The sequence below is a fragment of the Cyanobacterium sp. IPPAS B-1200 genome, from assembly GCF_001747005.2.
GTDB lineage: Bacteria > Cyanobacteriota > Cyanobacteriia > Cyanobacteriales > Cyanobacteriaceae > Cyanobacterium.
Genome location: NZ_CP182899.1, coordinates 107201 through 126022, shown reverse-complemented (window position 1 = coordinate 126022; position 18822 = coordinate 107201). Strand labels below are relative to the sequence as shown.

General features: G+C 40.9%; 15 protein-coding genes and 1 tRNA gene. 11 read left to right on the top strand and 5 right to left on the bottom strand.

The genetic code is table 11. From position 1 onward, the window contains the following. The first annotated feature begins 259 nt into the window (after positions 1-259). The 6 genes from rpsF to A5482_RS00565 all read left to right on the top strand — a co-directional run bounded on the left by rpsF (position 260) and on the right by A5482_RS00565 (position 6145). Positions 260-724 (top strand): 30S ribosomal protein S6, encoded by a 465-nt coding sequence (gene rpsF, locus A5482_RS00590; protein WP_069790015.1) that lies wholly within the window; start codon positions 260-262, stop codon positions 722-724. 59 nt (positions 725-783) lie between these two features. Then, positions 784-1140, top strand: a complete 357-nt coding sequence (locus tag A5482_RS00585) for a DUF1818 family protein (protein WP_369816714.1) — start codon at positions 784-786, stop codon at positions 1138-1140. Between the two features lie 48 nt (positions 1141-1188). Next, positions 1189-1262: transfer RNA gene (locus A5482_RS00580), tRNA-Pro, on the top strand. Between the two features lie 80 nt (positions 1263-1342). Beyond that, positions 1343-2632: a bifunctional folylpolyglutamate synthase/dihydrofolate synthase gene (locus A5482_RS00575; RefSeq protein ID WP_069790016.1), complete on the top strand. Its 1290-nt coding sequence runs from the start codon at positions 1343-1345 to the stop codon at positions 2630-2632. A gap of 263 nt (positions 2633-2895) precedes the next feature. After that, positions 2896-4728, top strand: coding sequence for a penicillin-binding protein 2 (mrdA, locus tag A5482_RS00570; RefSeq protein WP_069790017.1), 1833 nt, complete (start codon positions 2896-2898; stop codon positions 4726-4728). 145 nt (positions 4729-4873) lie between these two features. After that, positions 4874-6145 (top strand): S-layer homology domain-containing protein, encoded by a 1272-nt coding sequence (locus tag A5482_RS00565; RefSeq protein WP_069790018.1) that lies wholly within the window; start codon positions 4874-4876, stop codon positions 6143-6145. A gap of 90 nt (positions 6146-6235) precedes the next feature. Here the strand turns inward: A5482_RS00565 and A5482_RS00560 are convergent, their stop codons facing one another. After that, complete coding sequence (locus tag A5482_RS00560; protein WP_069790019.1) at positions 6236-7780, bottom strand: site-2 protease family protein; 1545 nt, start codon at positions 7778-7780, stop codon at positions 6236-6238. Positions 7781-8122: 342 nt separating this feature from the next. Between A5482_RS00560 and A5482_RS00555 the strand changes: the two genes are divergently transcribed. From A5482_RS00555 to fabF, 4 genes are all read left to right on the top strand, one after another. Then, complete coding sequence (locus A5482_RS00555; RefSeq protein ID WP_141712658.1) at positions 8123-8641, top strand: alpha/beta hydrolase; 519 nt, start codon at positions 8123-8125, stop codon at positions 8639-8641. A gap of 82 nt (positions 8642-8723) precedes the next feature. Beyond that, complete coding sequence (locus A5482_RS00550; protein ID WP_069790021.1) at positions 8724-8861, top strand: photosystem II reaction center protein K; 138 nt, start codon at positions 8724-8726, stop codon at positions 8859-8861. 215 nt (positions 8862-9076) lie between these two features. Further along, a complete protein-coding gene (gene acpP, locus A5482_RS00545) occupies positions 9077-9325 on the top strand; it encodes an acyl carrier protein (protein WP_069790022.1) in 249 nt (82 codons plus the stop codon). 163 nt (positions 9326-9488) lie between these two features. Next, positions 9489-10739 carry a beta-ketoacyl-ACP synthase II gene (gene fabF / locus A5482_RS00540; protein ID WP_069790023.1) on the top strand — a complete coding sequence of 417 codons (1251 nt, stop codon included), beginning with the start codon at positions 9489-9491 and terminating at the stop codon, positions 10737-10739. A 206-nt stretch (positions 10740-10945) separates the two neighbouring features. Here the strand turns inward: fabF and xth are convergent, their stop codons facing one another. From xth to metG, 3 genes are all read right to left on the bottom strand, one after another. After that, positions 10946-11740 carry an exodeoxyribonuclease III gene (gene xth / locus A5482_RS00535; RefSeq protein ID WP_069790024.1) on the bottom strand — a complete coding sequence of 265 codons (795 nt, stop codon included), beginning with the start codon at positions 11738-11740 and terminating at the stop codon, positions 10946-10948. Positions 11741-11874: 134 nt separating this feature from the next. Further along, complete coding sequence (locus A5482_RS00530; RefSeq protein ID WP_069790025.1) at positions 11875-12480, bottom strand: LabA-like NYN domain-containing protein; 606 nt, start codon at positions 12478-12480, stop codon at positions 11875-11877. Between the two features lie 431 nt (positions 12481-12911). Beyond that, positions 12912-14513, bottom strand: a complete 1602-nt coding sequence (metG, locus tag A5482_RS00525) for a methionine--tRNA ligase (protein WP_069790026.1) — start codon at positions 14511-14513, stop codon at positions 12912-12914. Positions 14514-14788: 275 nt separating this feature from the next. On the opposite strand from metG, the gene A5482_RS00520 reads away from it, so the two are divergent. Beyond that, positions 14789-15970 (top strand): aspartate aminotransferase, encoded by a 1182-nt coding sequence (locus A5482_RS00520; protein WP_069790027.1) that lies wholly within the window; start codon positions 14789-14791, stop codon positions 15968-15970. A 199-nt stretch (positions 15971-16169) separates the two neighbouring features. Here the strand turns inward: A5482_RS00520 and A5482_RS00515 are convergent, their stop codons facing one another. Beyond that, positions 16170-18644, bottom strand: a complete 2475-nt coding sequence (locus A5482_RS00515; RefSeq protein WP_069790028.1) for an ATP-dependent Clp protease ATP-binding subunit — start codon at positions 18642-18644, stop codon at positions 16170-16172. Between the last annotated feature and the right edge of the window lie 178 nt (positions 18645-18822).

Sequence of the window (18822 nt, the reverse complement as noted above, 5' to 3'; positions counted from 1 at the left end):
GATTCAGAAATCTTCAATATTTTCAAAATATTTTACAAGTATGATTTCTGATAACTCAGGGCAATTAATTACCTCAATGATATTTACCACATCACTTTCTCATAAATTTTGAGTATGCGTTTGCCCTGAAAAATATCTAGTTATTATTTCGGTTTAATCCCAAAACTGTTATAATTAAATGTTTGGCAACAAAAAAACAACCTTGCTTCTTAAACTCAAGAAGGAAGCCACTATAGTCCATAAGGAGAAAAATTTTAAAATGACTACACCCAACACCTATGAATTAATGTTTATCTTGCGTCCCGACTTAACCCAACAGCAAGTAAACCAGCAGATGCACAAATATCGTGATCTTCTCAAAGACTTAGGTGCGCAAAAAGTGTCCATGGAAGTATGGGGCAAACGTCGCCTCGCTTACGAAGTTCAAAGATTTCAAGAAGGATTTTATATCTTAAGCTACTTCACAGGGGATGGCTCTCAAGTAGCCCCCTTTGAAAGAAATATGCGTCTAAGTGAAGAAGTAATTCGTTACTTAACCATGAAACTAGACAAAGAAATTGAATTTGAGGAAAACGAACTTCCTGAAGTAGAAGAAACCGTTGAAACTCCTGCTCCCGTCGTTGCTACCGAAGAATCTTCCGAAGAAGTAGTCGCTACCGAAGAAGAAAAAGAAGAAAACACCACCACCGAAGAGCCAGAAGAAGCCACTCCCGTGGAGGCTTAATTAACCGTAGGGTGGGCAATGCCCACCTTGTTTTTTTCAAATTAACATTAATAATAGTTGTGTTAAAAAAAGGAAAAGGTTGGCGTATCGGTTGGCAAGAAAAACCTGATATATATAAAGGTTTAATTGGTGCTGATGACTGGGCATTGGAATTATCAGCCCCTGAAATGGAAGATTTTTGTCGTCTTCTTGCCCAAATCAGGGACACCATGGACAGTATGGCAGAACATCTGATGGAGGAGGAAACTATTTCTTGTGAGGTGGAAAGTCCTTTGTTATGGCTAGGGGCAGACGGTTATGTGAATAATTATCGTTTGCGCATTATTCTCCATCAACATCGTGGGGCGGAGGGTAGTTGGCAAAGCTATGCCATTCCAGAGTTAATCAAGGTAGCTCAATCTTTGAAATCATTTTGACTTGACAACCATAAGTTTTATTCGCTATAATCATATACTGTTGAGAAACGGGGCGTAGCGCAGCTTGGTAGCGCACCACTTTGGGGTAGTGGGGGTCGTGGGTTCAAATCCCGCCGCTCCGATAGTCAGAAACAAACTAAAATAGTTCAGATTCTTCTAAGGAAGTTTTTGGACTCTCTTTTTTTATGGGGGTATATCATTGATGACTAACAGACAAGGGGAAATTAATGGTTTACTAGAGCCTTTCCAACGGTTTGGCATTAATTTGGGCTTAGTGAGAATTAGGAAACTTTTGGCTGAGTTGGGCAATCCCCATGAAAGAGTACCTTTTATCCATGTGGCAGGTACTAATGGTAAGGGTTCGGTATGTGCTTATTTATCTTCTGTTTTGACGGAAGCTGGTTACAAAACTGGTCGTTTCATTTCTCCTCACCTCATCTGTTGGAATGAACGAATTTGTATTAATAATCAACACATTACCGATGATAGTTTGATTGAAATTCTATCTCATATCAAAAAAACGATCGCCCTTCGCCCTGCTAATACTCCTGCCGAGGAATATCCCACCCAATTTGAAGTTATTACAGCCGCTGCTTGGCTTTATTTTGCCCAATATCAGGTAGATGTGGCCTTGATGGAGGTGGGTTTGGGCGGTAGATTGGATGCCACGAATGTGGGCGATCGCCCCTTAGCCAGTATAGTTACATCTATTAGTAGGGAACATTGGCAAAGATTAGGAGATACCCTCGGCAAAATCGCCACGGAAAAAGCAGGAGTTATCAAACAGGGATGCCCCGTCATTGTGGGCAAACTTCCCCCCGAAGCCCATGAAGTGGTGATGGAAAAAATCAAAACCCTTCAATGCCCCCACACATTAATCGAACCAGCCCAAAAAATAACCAAAAATCAAGAATCTTGGGCTACCTATAAAGGCATAGAATACCCCTTGAGTTTAAACGGAGACATACAACTTCATAACTCCGCCATTGCGATCGCCACTATCCAAACCCTCATTAAACAAGGATGGCATATTGATCCCCAAGTTATTATCCAAGGGATGAAAAAAACCCGTTGGCAAGGAAGACTACAATGGACAACATGGCAAAATCAGCCTATGCTCATCGATGGCGCGCACAACGTTGACTCAGCCAAAATTCTTAGAAAATATGTTGATACCCTCCACAAAAAAACCACTTGGGTAATGGGAATGTTATCCACAAAAGATCATCAAGGAATCCTAAAAACATTATTAAAATCAGGGGATCAACTCATGATAGTACCTGTACCCGATCATAGTAGTGCAGAACCCACAGAATTAGCCCATATAGCCCAACAAACCTGTCCTGACTTAGATAAAATCAAAATAGAATCAGACTTATTTAAAGGACTAGAACAAGCCCTTGTTATGGCTAATCCTGAAGAAAATACCATCGTCCTTTGTGGCTCACTGTATTTACTCGGTCACTTTTTGGGTAAAACCCAAGAGAAATAATACCTTCAATGTCAAAAACCAGAAAATATAAAATATGTTAACCTCGATTTGTAATGGAAAATTAGATTAAAAACAAAGATATAATCCTGCCCAAAAAATGGGGACACATTTTTGTAATTCTAATGTATTATTTTAAAAAACTTGCAAAAAAGATTGTCGTGCAAAAAAATAATTCACCTTCTGTCCTCGAAAACTTTATTACTCTATAATAAATTCTTCATTAACCCCTTTTTCCACTGAAAAAAATTACCGCTCCGCCTAAAATGCAAATAGTACCTCCCATTCCTAAAAGGAAGAAAAATTCTCCTAGTACCACTCCCTACACCACCCTTTCCAATGTTTCTCAACAGAAAAAGAAAAAGTGGCTAACCGTAGGACAAAAAGATCAACCCATCATGATCATGATTTTGATTACTTTGTTCCTCTTTGGCGGTATTGCATCTCGATTAACTTATTTTCAGATTATCAAAGGACAGGAGTTTGCGGAAAAAGCTGCCTCTAATCGTACCAGAATTATCCCTCAAGCCCCCGTTAGGGGTAATTTATTCGATCGCAAAGGGAGGGTATTGGCATCCACTCGTTTATCCCACTCTGCCTATTTATTACCCAGAATACAAATACAACCCAACTGGGAAGAAGTAAAAATTGAACTGGCAAAAATTTTAAATACCAACCCCGAAGAATTACAAGAAAAATTAAAAGGAGAAAACCTCGATAGTCCTACCCTCGTAAAAGTCGGTAGTAATCTCACCCCCCAACAAATAACCGCCATCGAAGAAAATAGAGAGATATTGGGGGAAGTAGAATTAAGCATCGAGACAATTCGTAATTATCCTAACAATAGAGTTGCTTCCCACGTCTTGGGTTATACCAGAGAAATTAATGCCGAAGAATTAGAACAACGACGCAACGAAGGTTATCGCCTTGGGGATGTCATCGGCAAAATGGGTATTGAGAGGGGTTTAGAATCCAAACTGAGAGGACAATGGGGGGGAATTGTCCTTGAAACCGATGGCGCTGGAAAAATTGTGCGCCGAGTGGGGGTACAAGAAGCCGTTGCCGGGCAAGATATACAACTCACCCTCGATTTAGAATTACAAAAAGTTGCCGAGGAAGCCCTTGGCGATCGCAAAGGCGCCGTAGTAGCCCTAGATCCCCGTGATGGGGGCGTTTTAGCCATGGTAAGTTATCCAGGGTTTGATCCCAATATCTTTTCTGATAACATCACCCCCGAAATTTGGCAAGAAGTACAAGGACAAGGAAACCCCTTTATTAACCGCTCTATAGTCGGTTTTCCCCCCGCCTCCACCTTCAAAATAGTTACCGCCGCCGCAGGTATGGAAACAGGAAAATATCCCCCCAATACCGTATTACCTACCTATGCCTTTTTGCGCAGAGCAGGAATGGCCCTGGGGGAATGGAATCGGGCTGGTTTTGGCCCCATGAACTACATTCGCTCCATGGCTTGGAGTAGTAATACTTTCTACGGGCAAATCGGCTATGGGGTAGGAGGAGAGAATTTGATCGAATGGTCGAGAAAATTTGGTTTTGGCAGTAAAACAGGTATTGAATTAGTGGAAGAAACCCCTGGTTTAATAGCTGATAATGAATGGAAACAAAGTCGCTTTAACATGGACTGGACAGCGGGGGATACCCTTAATATGTCCATTGGGCAAGGTTTTACCCTCGCTACCCCCTTACAAGTGGCGGGGATGTTTGCCATACCAGCTAATGGTGGTTATCGCATTGTCCCCCATTTAGAAAATGACTCAGAAACCTACCTTGCCAAAAGAGAATCTTTAGGAATGAAACCTGAAACCATCAGTACCATCAAACAAGGACTTCGAGCCGTGGTTACCAGTGGTACAGGGGGAGGTTCTGCGGTTCCTGGCATTGCAGTAGCGGGAAAAAGTGGTACAGCCGAAGCCCCTCCAGGAAAATCCCATGCGTGGTTTGGGGCTTATGCTCCCTATGACGACAATCCTTCTATTGTGGTGGTGGCTTTTGTAGAACATTCTGGGGGTGGTGGTGGTGCCGTGGCTGCCCCCATTGTACAAAGGGTTTTATCTGCTTACTTTGCTGATGAAAGTAATTAGAGAAATCGGGATCAGGGTGTAAGTGTTATTCCAGAGTGCCTAGGGTGTAATTATAAACGGCTACAAAACTACTACGGGAACTCATCCCTAATAATTTAGTCCATAATGAATAGATAAGCAATCGTTAATATCTGTTTTTTATATTATGTCTAAGTTAAATTCTTATAAAACCACTACGGCTTTATTTTTAAGCCTTACCCTTGGTTCCGCTTCTTTATTACCGGTTACCACGGCTTTGGTAAGTCCAGCCCCTGTGATGGCTCAAACCACCACTCAGTTTAATGATTTATCCCCCAATCATTGGGCTTCTGAGTTTATCGGTGCATTGGTACAAAGAGGAGTCATTGCAGGATTTCCTGATGGAACTTTTCGCCCCGAAGCTCCTGTAACCAGGGCTCAATTTGCTGCGATGGTACAAAGTGCTTTGCCCAAGGATACCATTCGTGGAAGTATCAATTTTAATGATGTTGCCAGTAACTATTGGGCTACGGGAGCCATTAATAATGCTTACCGTATGGGCTTTTTATCGGGTTATCCTGGTAATGTTTTTGCTCCCGAACAAAATATTCCCCGTGAGCAAGTATTAGTATCTTTGGCTAATGGTTTAAATTATACTCCACGGAATAGTGCTGCTACTGTAGTTAGTTTTTTCAATGATTCTAATGCCATTTCTGGCTTTGCCCAATCGCCCATTGCCGCAGCCACAGAAAATCGCATCGTGGTAAATTATCCTAATACCAGACAACTGAACCCTACCCGCAATGCTACCCGAGCAGAGGTAGCCGCTTTTATTTATCAGGCCTTATCATCCCAAGGGCAAGTAGCCAATTTAAGCTCTCCTTATATTGTCAATCAGTTACCTGCGGGCATGACTAACCGCATTACGGCGGGTACCCAAATTCCTGTCACCTATGAAGCGGAAAAAATTCTCTTGACTCAAAATGAAACTGTACCTCTTACTTTAGCTGTCCGAGAAGATATTGTTAATAGTGGTGGTCAGGTGATTATTCCTCGTAATAGTGTGGTTACGGGGGAATTGCGTCCTAGCGGTAATGGTACTCAATTTTTTGCCCAAACTTTACAGTTAGCTAATGGCAGAATGTTTGATGGTAATGCTGTTACATATAATATTGATGCTTCTTCTCAGATCATTACTGAAACTGAAAGTGTTTCTCGTGGTACTGATGTGGGTAATTTGGTGAAAAATGCAGCCCTTGGTACTGCTGCTGCTGCGGCTATTTCTGGGGTGACGGGCGATCGCACCATAACCACGGGAGAACTATTAATCGGCACAGGAGCGGGGGTTTTAGCTACTCTCATTCCCCAATTTTTGGGCAGAAACCGAGTTGATTTATTAGTCATCCGCCCTGAAACTAACCTCAATATCACCTTTAACAGTGACTTTGTCATGAACTAAGTGCGGGAAGTATTAGGCTTTAAATCATAAATAAGTAAACTATGGACAATGGGTTTTATGCTCTTTGTCCATTTTTTGTTACCTCTTAAATTAAATACCAATACCAAAACGAATGGCTAAACTAGGAGTAATGGGGATGAGGGTAATTAAAGCCATAAAAATGAGCAATAAACCCCAACCAGCCCGACTGTCATCAGGTTCAGTTAATTCGTTCAAGTTTGGGCGTTCTAAATCCCTTTGTAAGAACAAAATAACGAGCGCCCAATAAAAAGGTAAGGAGTTGACGGTGTTAAATAAACTCACAATACCTAAAACAATAAGCGTTAAAATAGTCGCCCGTCTAGCAATTTTTCTACCATAGATAGCTTGAATAATTCTACCGCCGTCTAACTGCCCAGCGGGTAAACAGTTGAGGGCAGTAATCACTAAACCCAACCAACCCAAAATCATCAAAGGATGAATACCAATGGTTGAATTAGAAAGACTAGAGCCAAGAATCAGTTTGGCTAAACCACCCACTAAAATTGAACCCTGAAAAAAGAGGGTAGGAATTTCAAGGGTATTATTAGCCCCAGACATGATTAAGCCAAAAAAGACCATCACAAGGGATAAAGCACCTCCCAAAGCAGGGCCGGCAAAGGCAACATCAAATAGGACAGTGCGATTGGGAATTAGGCTCTCAAAGCGAGTAATTGCCCCAAAAGTTCCTATCTGAATATTAGGCAAAAGAAAAGGCAAACTCACTTTTACATTATGTTTCTCTGCCATAATCCGATGTCCCATTTCATGGACAAAAATAATTAACCACAATCCAAGGGTAAGGGGTAAGGATTCCGGGTAACGACTCCAATCATTAATCAAATCAAAACCGAGTAAAACGCTTATGGCTTCGATGGAGGTGAAGGCGGTGGCTACCAGTAACACCAATGCTAGATTTTTTTGTACTAGGGTGAGGGGTTTAGGATCATTTGTGCTGGGTAAAATAATTACCACGGGTTTACCTTCTGGGGTTTCTACCAAGAATAAACGATACTTTTCCCCTAGTTTTTCTTTTAGTTTTTCGCTCAGTTTTTGGTGGGCGATGTCAGGTTCAGTTCGTAAATTTCCTTTAAAAATAGCTCCTTCTTGGTAGGGAATAGTTTCGGTGCTAAAAAAGGTTTCAATACTAAATATTCCTTTGATTATTTTTATATCTTCTTCGTCGATGGGGGTAAAATTCGGCTCTGGAACTTGATTTCTGAAGGATGAGTCTGTTTTGGGTATGAGGGGTTTGTTTTCGTCGTTAGATTTTTCGGAGTTTTCTTGTTCTACTTTTAAGACGGTATTACTGATTTTGTTTAAGTTAAAGGAGGTAATATTTTGCTCTAGGGCTTTTTTTCTGATTTGTCTGCCAAGATAGATATAAAGGCCTGTGGATAGTACGAGGAGGAATGTAATACCGATAAAGTTGATGTATATACCTGTGGCGAGGAAAGCAAAAAATAGTAGCCAAGGAGTCATCAAAGACACGGATTGTAACCATGCAAGGATGCCTATTTCTCCAAATTGTTTGCCTCGATTGTACCCCCATATTAAGATGATAAGGGCGATCGCACCTATAGCTAAAATAGTAAAGTTTTCCGGTAAATCTAACATTATGGATAAATTATCTTGAAGTGTGAGCAATGGAGTCCTGTTGTATTTTTGCTGAAAATTCCTAGGGTAACAAGTCCCCTTAACCTCCCAAGGCAACCTGTCTTTAAAGTATCAGACCATAGGCTTTATCCTCATTTTGGGGTATTCAAAGACAAGCTATGCTAACAATTAAGCTCTGAGTTTTAATTTATATAACCATTATTGGACGGTGTCATAGCTCCTAAGATTTTATCACAAATTACTAGGTAATTCATGGGGCATCTTTTTGGGGCTATTTTTCGTCTAAGTTTTAGATGGTTTGTAATCTTAATAACAACAATTGAGTCAGAGGGATAAAAAAATATGTTTTCTAGTAAATTTCGACCATTGCTCATGGGATTTATCTTCTTTTTCTTTATTCCCATTCCAAGGGCGATCGCCGCAGAGCGAGTGGTAATTCGTTACCATAACTATAGAATGCCCATCCGTGTGAGTGAATTATCAGAATTTAGTCGCACAGGGCAAAAGTCTTTATCTCTCCAAGCCTATTTTAGAATTACAGGGCAAGACTCCCAAAAAATGCGCTCGGCATTAAGTAGAGAAGTACCTGTGAACCCAGTCACCCTCTCTCGTACCCTAAACAACCCCATCGGATTAGTCCTTTTAAACCCCCTTGGCGAAGTGATAACCACCCCATCCAATCGAGCCAACAGAGAATCTTTGCGAGGGGCCCTTGTTACCTCCGCCCTCAACGATAATCGCATTAGCTTAATCGAAGTCATCGAAAACTACCCCACCGAAGAAGTACACGTTCATGGCGATCGCATCCTAGAAACCTATCAAACCATGGCAAAAATAATCAATCCCATTAAGTTCTTTTAAGTTTAGGTCATTGATAAAATTACCGTTGATGATAATATAAAATATTAAATACAAAAATCTGTTTAGTAAGGAAAATTTATAAATGGAAGCAACTATGTTAATAGCTCAACTACCAGAGGCTTACGCCATGTTTAAGCCCTTAGTAGATGTTTTACCCGTAATTCCTTTATTCTTTCTATTGTTAGCCTTCGTATGGCAAGCAGCAGTAGGTTTCAGATAAAATTCGTGGATAAAACAAGGGGCTTGAAGACTCAAGCCCCATCATGTTTTTAATCACAAAATAGCAAAATAAATCATTTATTTTAGGGATAATGATGAATTGCTGACCAAAAAATTGTAAACTAAAAAACGGTTAACCCGTCACAGTTGTATTTTACCTTGAAATTATCAAGAAAAAATAACAGGCGGACTAAAATAATAAAATAGATATTAAATATGAACTCAGAAATATTTGAAAAAGTAAAAGAAATCGTAGTAGAACAATTAGACGTAGATGCGGCCGATGTAACCGCCGAAGCCAACTTCGCCAACGACTTAGACGCTGACTCCTTAGACGTAGTGGAATTAGTCATGGCCCTAGAAGAAGCCTTCGAGATCGAAATTTCTGACGAAGAAGCAGAGAAAATCTTAACCGTTGGTGCTGCCGTAAAGCATATCCAAGCCAAAACCAAAGCAACTGCTTAATCGCATTTAGCCATCAACGACCATAGATAGGAGCGTTAAGGTTAAGTTGCAGAATTACAACATTTTTTCTGTGAGCTTAACTTCCGCGCTTTGTAAAGAAAATTTTATTTTTTTTTAGCTCTGCTCACCTCAGCGGATAATTTTGTTTTATATGTAAAAAATTATGAGTAATCAACAACTAAAAAGAGTTGTCGTCACCGGATTAGGGGCTATTACTCCCATTGGCAATAACCTAGAAGAATATTGGCAGGGATTAATTCAAGCACGAAACGGTATCGGTTTAGTTACCCTCTTTGATACCACGGATCATGCCTGTAAAATTGCGGGGGAAGTGAAAGAATTTGATCCCCTCAGTTTCATGGATAAAAAAGAAGCTAAACGCATGGCACGATTTTCTCAGTTTGCCGTAGCTACCAGTAAAATGGCCCTCGAAAATGCTAGATTAGTAATTGACGATAGTAATGCCCATGATATAGGTATTGTCATCGGCACTGGGGTAGGGGGTTTAAAGGTAATGGAAGATCAACAGGAAATATTACTCAGCAAAGGACCTGGCCGAGTTTCCCCCTTCCTAGTTCCCACCATGATTGCCAATATGGCCGCAGGTTTAACCGCTATCCACGTGGGAGCCAAAGGGCCGAATTCTTGCCCTGTAACGGCCTGTGCTGCTGGTTCTAATGCCATCGGTGATGCTTTTCGCCTCGTCCGTGGTGGTTATGCCAAGGCAATGATTTGTGGCGGCACAGAAGCGGCCGTAACTCCTTTGGCCATGGCTGGTTTTGCCTCGGCAAAAGCTATGTCAACCCGCAATGATGATCCACAAACTGCCAGTCGTCCTTTTGATAAGGATAGAAGTGGTTTTGTGATGGGGGAAGGTTGCGGTATTTTGATTCTCGAAGAAAGAGAACACGCCCTCGCAAGGGGAGCCAACATCTACGCTGAAATAGTGGGTTATGGCATGACCTGTGATGCTTACCACATGACGGCCCCTGTTCCTGAAGGGTTAGGAGCCACAAGAGCTATTGAATTAGCTCTCAAAGATGGCGGAATTTCTCCCGATGAAATTAGTTATATTAATGCCCATGGTACCAGTACCCCCGCCAATGATGTGACGGAAACTAAGGCCATTAAAAATGCCCTTGGAGATAATGCCCGTAACGTGGTAATTAGTTCTACTAAGTCCATGACAGGGCATCTTTTGGGTGGCTCTGGTGGTATCGAGGCTGTGGCAACGGTAATGGCGATCGCCCATAACCAAGTACCCCCCACCATCAACCTTACCAACCCAGATCCTGAGTGTGACCTAGATTATACCCCTCACACCAGCCGTAAAATGCCCGTAGAAGTAGCTTTATCCAACTCCTTTGGCTTTGGTGGTCATAACGTCACCCTCGCCTTTCGTAAGCACAAATAAACGCAAATTGGAGTTTTCTGAATAAACTAGAAGCTATAAAATGAATTAAGGATAGATAGTAAAAAAGTCCATAATTAATTCTCCTTTGCATAGCAACTTATCAGAAACTCCTTATTCATGTTTGTCAACCAAATCAACAATCTCGAAATTATAAGCACTTCCACTGAGAACCTCTTTCGCTGAGGTACTTTTACAAGGCAACCCCATTAAAGGGATATTTCTACCACCACAGGAGCATGATCACTAGGTTTAACTAACTTTCTTGGTTCAACGTCTATGTTACAAGCCATTGCCCGAGGTAAAAGAGACGGACTAAGATAAATATGATCAATTCTCCAACCTCGATTTTTAGCAAATCCCCCCTGACGATAATCCCACCAACTAAAATGCCCTTCCTCTGGGTGAAACTGACGAAAAACATCAGTTAAACCCAAACGTAAAACACTTTTTAGAGCTTCCCTTTCTGTGGGGGTTGCCATAACGTGTTTTTCTCGCCCCTCTGGTTTATATATATCCTTATCTTCTAGGGCAATATTAAAATCTCCACACACCAATAAATCAGTTTTTTCAGGGCTAATAGTAGTTAAATATTCTTGTAAAAGCTCTAACCATTGTAATTTATACTCATACTTTTCTGAACCTAAAGAATTACCATTAGGCACATAAAGATTAACTATTCTAATATTATCTATAACTCCACTAATTACCCTTTTTTGTTCATCTAAAATGCCTACTTTTTCTTGATTATTTAATATATCATTAAATCCATAATCAATAGATTCTAAAGGCTTTTTACTAAAAATAGCCACACCGTTATAAGCTTTTTGCCCATAAACATAAACATGATAACCCAAGTCTATAAAACCTTGACGGGGAAAATCTTTATCAATTACTTTAGTTTCTTGTAAACATAAAATATCAATATCTTGATCTACTAACCATTTTTTTACATGGTCTTCACGGGTACGGATTGAATTAACATTCCACGTTGCAATTTTCATGATTAAGCTATTAAAATTTATCTAATTATAAATTTAAATTCCATTTACTGAATATTACCTAATAACCATGTAATTCATGACACAGTTAGTTATGTTGGATTAATTAATAAATGAAAAATCAATTTAATTATCCATTAATCTTCGTCTCTATTTTCCGTCAAATGATAGGGGGAAAAACTATCATAAGTTAAATTTGATTTGCGATGCTTTTGGATGTCTTCCCTAATTTGTTCCAAATCGATGTAGCGATCTGCTACATTAATAAGACTATCGCTAGTCATAGAACGTAAACTGACCACTTCAATCCGAGCGCCCCTATAACTCACAGCATCCACTGCATAGGCTAAATCGCCATCACCACTGACTAAAACGGCGGTATCATAAGAACCCACCAAAGCCATTAAATCCACGGCAATTTCCACATCTAAATTAGCCTTTTTTGAGCCGTCAGGTAACTGTATTAAATCCTTGGCAATGACTCGATAACCATTGCGCCTCATCCACAACAAAAAACCCTGTTGCTTTTCATTAGTACGATCAACCCCTGTATAAAAAAAGGCTCTGAGCAGTTTTGCCCCAGCGGTAAGGCGATATAAAAGTTTAGTGTAATCAATTTCAACTCCTAGCTGTAAGGCAGCATAGAAGAGGTTTGAGCCATCGATAAAAATGGCTACACGCCCCCGATTTTCCAACACCTGTTCGGGCGGAAAAACGGGATCGCTATCGAAGTTATCCCACATTTGTGTATCCTTTTTTTGTTATATTAAAAATTTTTTAAAGAAAGTTTAAGTAAGTAGGCATAATTAAATCAATTTAGGCAAGGGGTTTAAACCCCTTGTTCATAAGAGTCTTAATAAAATAAGAGCTATAATTAATTTCGCTAACCTACTTATAAAATAAAATTTAAGATGATTGGTATATAAAAAAGTTTTATTTTTATAAAAGAGAAAAGTGCTTGTATGTTCTCAAGATAGAACGATAAAAAAGATATTTAAATATAGTTTATGTGTGGTTTTTTACTATTGATTTGTGAATGTTAAAGTTTTTTTTTATAAAAGATTTTACGGTTTTTTATTATATTATATTTCCACAATTATTATCAATAATTTAACCCAATTATTAAAGTGTACATCTATTCTCCACAATGAGAGAATAGCATTCATCTTGAGAATCAGTTGCCCTCTCCTAATTCGAGTTTAGCAAAAATGGGAACGGCTCTGTTTAAATCTTTATTTAAACTTAATATTCCCCACTTAAAATGGTCTTTTAGGGCTTCGCTATGGATAGTTAAGTTTTTATTATTAAAATCATAATCAAAACCTAATTGTTGATATATTTTGGTGCTGATATTGGGGATAATAGGGGACAGAAGAAGCCCTGATAATCGCACGGATTCAAGGACAGAGTATAAGATTTCTTGGACTTTTTGGCTTTCTCCTTGTTTGTGTAATGTCCAAGGGGCGCTTTCGTCAATATATTTATTACAAGCCCTTACTAATTCCATTATTTCTTCACAGGCTTGATGAAACTGATATTTATTATAAGCGGTGGACGTGCGATCGCACAGGGTTTCACCAATCTTTTTGATGGGGTTATCCTCAGAAATAGTCAAATCATCATCCAAACTACCCTTACAGTATTTTTTCAACATTCCCAAACTGCGGTTAAGCAAATTACCCAAATCGTTAGCCAAATCAGCATTAAGGGTATTGACAAAACGGGTTTCATTAAAATCTCCATCCTTACCAAACTCGATGGCACGGAGAAAATAATAACGCACGGCATCTGAATCATACTTATCTAAAAGTTCCACAGGATCTAATGTATTACCTAGACTCTTACCCATTTTTTGCCCATCTTTGGTTAAAAAACCATGTCCAAATACCTGTTTTGGTAAAGGTAAATCCGCTGACATCAACATAGCTACCCAGTAGATGGCATGGAAACGTAATATATCTTTGCCGATAAGGTGTAAGCTGTAGGGATACCACTTTTTGAGGGCATTGGCGAGGGTAACTTCTTCCCCTGCTTCCACGAGGGGGGTAATGTAACCTAAAAGGGCATCAAACCAGACATAGATAGTATGTTCAGGGTTTTCGGGGATGGGGATACCCCAATCAAGGTTTACCCGTGAGATGGAAAAATCTTGTAACCCTCCTTTGACGAAATTTAGAACTTCATTGCGACGGCTGACAGGCTGAATAAAATCGGGGTTTTCTTGGTAAAATTTTTCTAATTTTTCTTGGTAGGCAGAAAGACGGAAAAAATAATTTTGCTCATCACGCCATTCGGCTTTGCGGTTGCTATGGATAGGGCAAAAACCGTCCTCTAATAGCTCCCTTTCTTCCTTAAATTCCTCACAGGCGACACAATACCAGCCCTGTTGTTGGTCTAAATATATATCTCCTTTTTCCCATACCCGCCCTAAAAACTCCTGTACAATGGTTTTGTGATTGGGGGCAGTGGTACGACTAAAAAGATCGTATTGGATGTTTAATTTTTCCCATAGCTCCTGAAATGTGGCTGAAATGCGATCGCAATGGGCTTGAGGTTCCACACCATTTTCCTCGGCGGTGCGTTGAATTTTTTGACCATGTTCGTCTGTACCTGTTAACAGTAGCACTTCACGACCTGATAACCGTTGCCAACGGGCGATCGCATCAGCGGCCATGGTAGTATAGGCACTACCAACATGGGGAAGACCATTAACATAATATAGGGGAGTAGTTAATGCAAAGGTATCTTTTGTAATAGAATTATTAACACTATTCATTGAAAAGTTAATTATTGTTGGTTTAAATAGTAGATGTTCTGTATATATTTCATATCACATAGGCGGGGAATGGGGAATAGGCAATGGGGAATGGTAACCATAAGGAGAGTATTTAAGTGCCTTTTGTGATTCAATAATACTTCATCTAATTACTAAACCACGTCCTTAATTCTAACTAAACTGGAAAAAAAAATTCATTGTCAATTGTCCATTGTCAATTGTCAATTTATCCACACCAAAGAACAAAATTTTCAACACCAAATCAATAACTACCTATGGAAAATAATTGGCTTCACCGTGCAGATCGTTTAAGTGCTTTACCTCCTTATGTTTTCGCCCGTTTAGATGAACTAAAAGCCAAGGCCAGAGAGCAAGGATTAGACTTGATAGACTTAGGGATGGGTAATCCTGATGGTTTTGCACCCGAACCAATTATCGAAGCCGCCAAAGAAGCCCTTTCCGTTGCCCAATACCATGGCTATCCCCCCTTTGAAGGTACTGCCAACTTTAGAAATGCGATCGCCCAGTGGTACCAAAGACGCTATGACGTGGAATTAAGCCCTGATAACGAAGCCTTACCCCTTTTGGGTTCAAAAGAAGGTTTATCCCATTTAGCCCTTGCCTACGTCAACCCAGGGGACACTGTCATCGTTCCTAGCCCCTCTTACCCTGCCCATTATCGAGGCCCTGCCATCGCAGGGGCAAACATCTACGCACCCCGCCTCAGTGCCGAAAATAACTGGCTCATCGACTTTGATAGCATACCCGAAGAAGTAGCTCAAAAAACCAAGATTATTTATTTTAACTATCCTAATAATCCCACCACCGCCACCGCCCCCAGAGAATTTTATGAACAAGCGGTGGAATGGGCAAGACACTATCAAGTGATGCTCGTCCATGACTTAGCCTATGCTGAACTAGCTTTTGAAGGATACGAGCCCACCAGCTTACTCGAAATCAAAGGCGCTAAAGAAATCGGCGTGGAATTTCATACCCTCTCCAAAACCTATAATATGGCAGGTTGGCGTGTGGGATTTGTTGTGGGCAACAGCGACATCATCCAAGGATTACGCACCCTGAAAACTAACCTCGATTACGGTATTTTTAGCGTTATCCAAGCCGCCGCCCAAACCGCCCTCGAATTGCCTGATAGCTATATCCACGAAGTACAAAAAAGGTATCAAAAACGCCGTGATTTTTTCCTCGACGGCATCAAAAAAATGGGCTGGGATGTGAAGCCCTCTCAGGCAACCATGTATCTCTGGATTCCCACCCCTCGCAATTCTAATTCCACTGATTTTGCCCTTGACTTATTACAAAAAACTGGGGTAGTAGTGACTCCAGGTAATGCCTTCGGGGAAGGGGGTGAAGGTTATGTAAGAGTTAGTTTAATTGCAGATTGCGATCGCCTCGGGGAAGCCTTACAACGATGGGAAAACGCAGGTATCAGATTCTAATCTTGACGACGGGGGTACTAGTCGGGCTGTGAAAAAACAACAAAACCATACATACTCGTGGACATTGTGAATTAAATTTCTTGGATGGTTAAAGAGTTTATTTACACCACATTAATAATTTCCAAAAAAAGAGGTGAGTTAAAAAACTCACCCAAAAACAAATTAAACTTTTCGACACAAGATGAAAAAACGATTCAACCTAACTACCAGCTTTGGCAAGTAATGGAGTTGTATTTTCTTCAGCTTTAATAATAACTTTGCCTTCTTCGTTTACATCCACAAGGGCGGCATCTCCTTCCTTGAGACGTTTAGAGAGGATTTCTTCTGCCAAGACATCTTCCAATAGACGCATGATGGCACGACGTAATGGACGCGCACCATAGGCGGGATTATATCCTTCTTCTACTAAACGCTCTTTGAATTTGTCGGTTACCTGTAAAGTAATTTCTTTTTCGGTAAGACGAGCAAATACTTCTTTGAGTAAGAGTTCGGAGATTTCCTTGACTTCCTCTTTGTTGAGTTGACGGAATACGATAATTTCATCAAGACGGTTGAGGAATTCGGGACGGAAGTAGTTTTTCAACTCTTCATTCACAAGGGAGCGAATACGGTTGTACTGAGACTCAGTTTGATCGTCTTCAAGTTCAAACCCTAATCCACCGCCACCTTTTTCGATGACTTTGGAACCAATGTTGGAAGTCATGATCAAGAGAGTATTTTTGAAGTCAACGGTGCGCCCTTTAGCATCGGTTAAACGTCCATCTTCTAAGATTTGTAAGAGGAGGTTAAATACATCGGGGTGTGCTTTTTCGATTTCATCAAATAATACTACGGTGTAAGGACGACGACGTACTGCTTCGGTGAGTTGTCCCCCTTCGCTATAACCGACATAGCCTGGAGGTGAGCCGATTAATTTAGATACGGTATGACGCTCCATGTACTCGGACATATCTAGGCGAATCATGGAATCTTCTGAGCCGAAGAAGTAGGTAGCCAATGCTTTGGTAAGTTCGGTTTTTCCTACCCCTGTAGGTCCAGAGAAAATGAAGGATGCGATGGGACGGTTAGGATTTTTCAAACCTACTCTGGCACGACGGATGGCACGGGAGATCGCTTTTACTGCGTCTTCTTGACCGATAATTCTCTGGTGGAGAGTATCTTCCATGTGGAGTAGTTTTTCCGACTCGGACTCGGTGAGTTTTTGTACGGGTACACCAGTCCAAGATGCCACGATTTGAGCGATTTCTTCTTCGCCAACAACGGGGCTATCACTGACATCGGGATTTTTCTTTTTCTGGTCTGCTAAACCACGGATTTCGGTTTTGATTTCCATTTCCCGATCGCGCAGTTCCCCTGCTTTATCAAAGTCTTGGGATCTTACCGCTTCGTCTTTTTCTTTGAGGACTTCCCGTAATTCTTGATCTAGTTCCTTGGCTTCGGCGGGGAGTTGGGAGTTGAGTAAACGAACTCTGGATCCTGCTTCGTCAACGAGGTCAATGGCTTTATCGGGTAAGTAGCGATCGCTAATGTAACGATCCGATAGTTGAGCGGCAGCTTCGAGGGCTTCGTCACTAATTTTTAGTTTGTGGTGTTGTTCATAACGTTCCCGTAAACCAAAGAGAATTTCGATGGTTTCATCTACGGTAGGCTCACCCACCATGACGGGCTGGAAACGACGGGCAAGGGCTGCATCTCTTTCGATGTGTTTACGGTATTCATCAAGGGTGGTAGCACCGATACACTGCAACTCACCACGGGCGAGGGCTGGTTTTAAAATATTAGCCGCATCGATCGCACCTTCGGCCGCCCCAGCACCAATGAGGGTATGAACTTCATCAATAACAAGGATGACATTCCCTGCTTGACGAATTTCTTCCATAATTTTTTTGAGTCGTTCTTCAAACTCCCCACGATATTTGGTACCAGCTACCAATAAACCTACATCGAGGGTGACAACCCTTTTGTCTTCTAATAAATCTGGGATGTCTTTGTTACCAATTCTTTGGGCGAGTCCCTCGGCGATCGCAGTTTTACCTACCCCCGGTTCACCAATTAAAACAGGGTTATTTTTGGTACGACGACCAAGAATTTGAATTACTCGTTCAATTTCCTTTTGTCTGCCCACCACAGGGTCTAATTTTCCTTCGGCGGCGAGATTGGTTAAATTAGAGCCAAACTCATCGAGAGTAGGAGTTTTATTGGAACGGTTGCCCCCACCAGCACCCACAGGAGCAGATTCGGTTTCCCCTAACATCCTGATGACTTGAGTTCTAACCTTGCCTAAATCAACCCCTAGATTTTCTAAAACCCTAGCGGCGACTCCTTCCCCTTCTCTAATTAACCCTAAAAGTAAATGTTCGGTGCCAATGTAGTTGTGACCTAATTGACGAGCTTCCTCTAGGGATAATTCCAGCACTCTTTTTGCTCTGGGAGTAAAAGGAATTTCGACAGCAACGAATCCTGAACCACGACCGATGATTTTTTCTACCTCGATACGAGCGTCTTTTAAATTAACGCCCATGGGTTTGAGGACTTTGGCGGCGACACCGGTGCCTTCTCCGATTAGCCCAAGCAAAATTTGCTCAGTACCTACGAAGTTATGACCCAAGCGACGAGCTTCTTCTTGAGCCAACATGATCACCTTGATCGCCTTTTCTGTGAAGCGTTCAAACATAATATACCTTAATTCACCTTATGCCTTGTTTATTGTTGATTTTAGCATAGGAATATGGTCAGTCTGTGCTAACTGACACAGTATGTGGTACGGAAATCAGTATCTCCTCTGGTTTTCTTGTTTCTTTTTGTTTCCCTAAACAACGTAAAATAGACTATTTCAGCCTTTTTTTCTGCTT

Excerpts from the sequence above, each read along its gene's own strand:
- rpsF (WP_069790015.1), top strand. The coding sequence starts at position 260 with ATGACTACACCCAACACCTATGAATTAATGTTTATCTTGCGTCCCGAC.
- A5482_RS00565 (WP_069790018.1), top strand. The coding sequence starts at position 4,874 with ATGTCTAAGTTAAATTCTTATAAAACCACTACGGCTTTATTTTTAAGC.
- A5482_RS00575 (WP_069790016.1), top strand. The coding sequence starts at position 1,343 with ATGACTAACAGACAAGGGGAAATTAATGGTTTACTAGAGCCTTTCCAA.
- A5482_RS00530 (WP_069790025.1), bottom strand. The coding sequence starts at position 12,480 with ATGTGGGATAACTTCGATAGCGATCCCGTTTTTCCGCCCGAACAGGTG.
- mrdA (WP_069790017.1), top strand. The coding sequence starts at position 2,896 with ATGCAAATAGTACCTCCCATTCCTAAAAGGAAGAAAAATTCTCCTAGT.
- A5482_RS00520 (WP_069790027.1), top strand. The coding sequence starts at position 14,789 with ATGGAAAATAATTGGCTTCACCGTGCAGATCGTTTAAGTGCTTTACCT.
- A5482_RS00555 (WP_141712658.1), top strand. The coding sequence starts at position 8,123 with ATGTTTTCTAGTAAATTTCGACCATTGCTCATGGGATTTATCTTCTTT.
- fabF (WP_069790023.1), top strand. The coding sequence starts at position 9,489 with ATGAGTAATCAACAACTAAAAAGAGTTGTCGTCACCGGATTAGGGGCT.
- A5482_RS00560 (WP_069790019.1), bottom strand. The coding sequence starts at position 7,780 with ATGTTAGATTTACCGGAAAACTTTACTATTTTAGCTATAGGTGCGATC.
- xth (WP_069790024.1), bottom strand. The coding sequence starts at position 11,740 with ATGAAAATTGCAACGTGGAATGTTAATTCAATCCGTACCCGTGAAGAC.
- metG (WP_069790026.1), bottom strand. The coding sequence starts at position 14,513 with ATGAATAGTGTTAATAATTCTATTACAAAAGATACCTTTGCATTAACT.
- acpP (WP_069790022.1), top strand. The coding sequence starts at position 9,077 with ATGAACTCAGAAATATTTGAAAAAGTAAAAGAAATCGTAGTAGAACAA.
- A5482_RS00550 (WP_069790021.1), top strand. The coding sequence starts at position 8,724 with ATGGAAGCAACTATGTTAATAGCTCAACTACCAGAGGCTTACGCCATG.
- A5482_RS00515 (WP_069790028.1), bottom strand. The coding sequence starts at position 18,644 with ATGTTTGAACGCTTCACAGAAAAGGCGATCAAGGTGATCATGTTGGCT.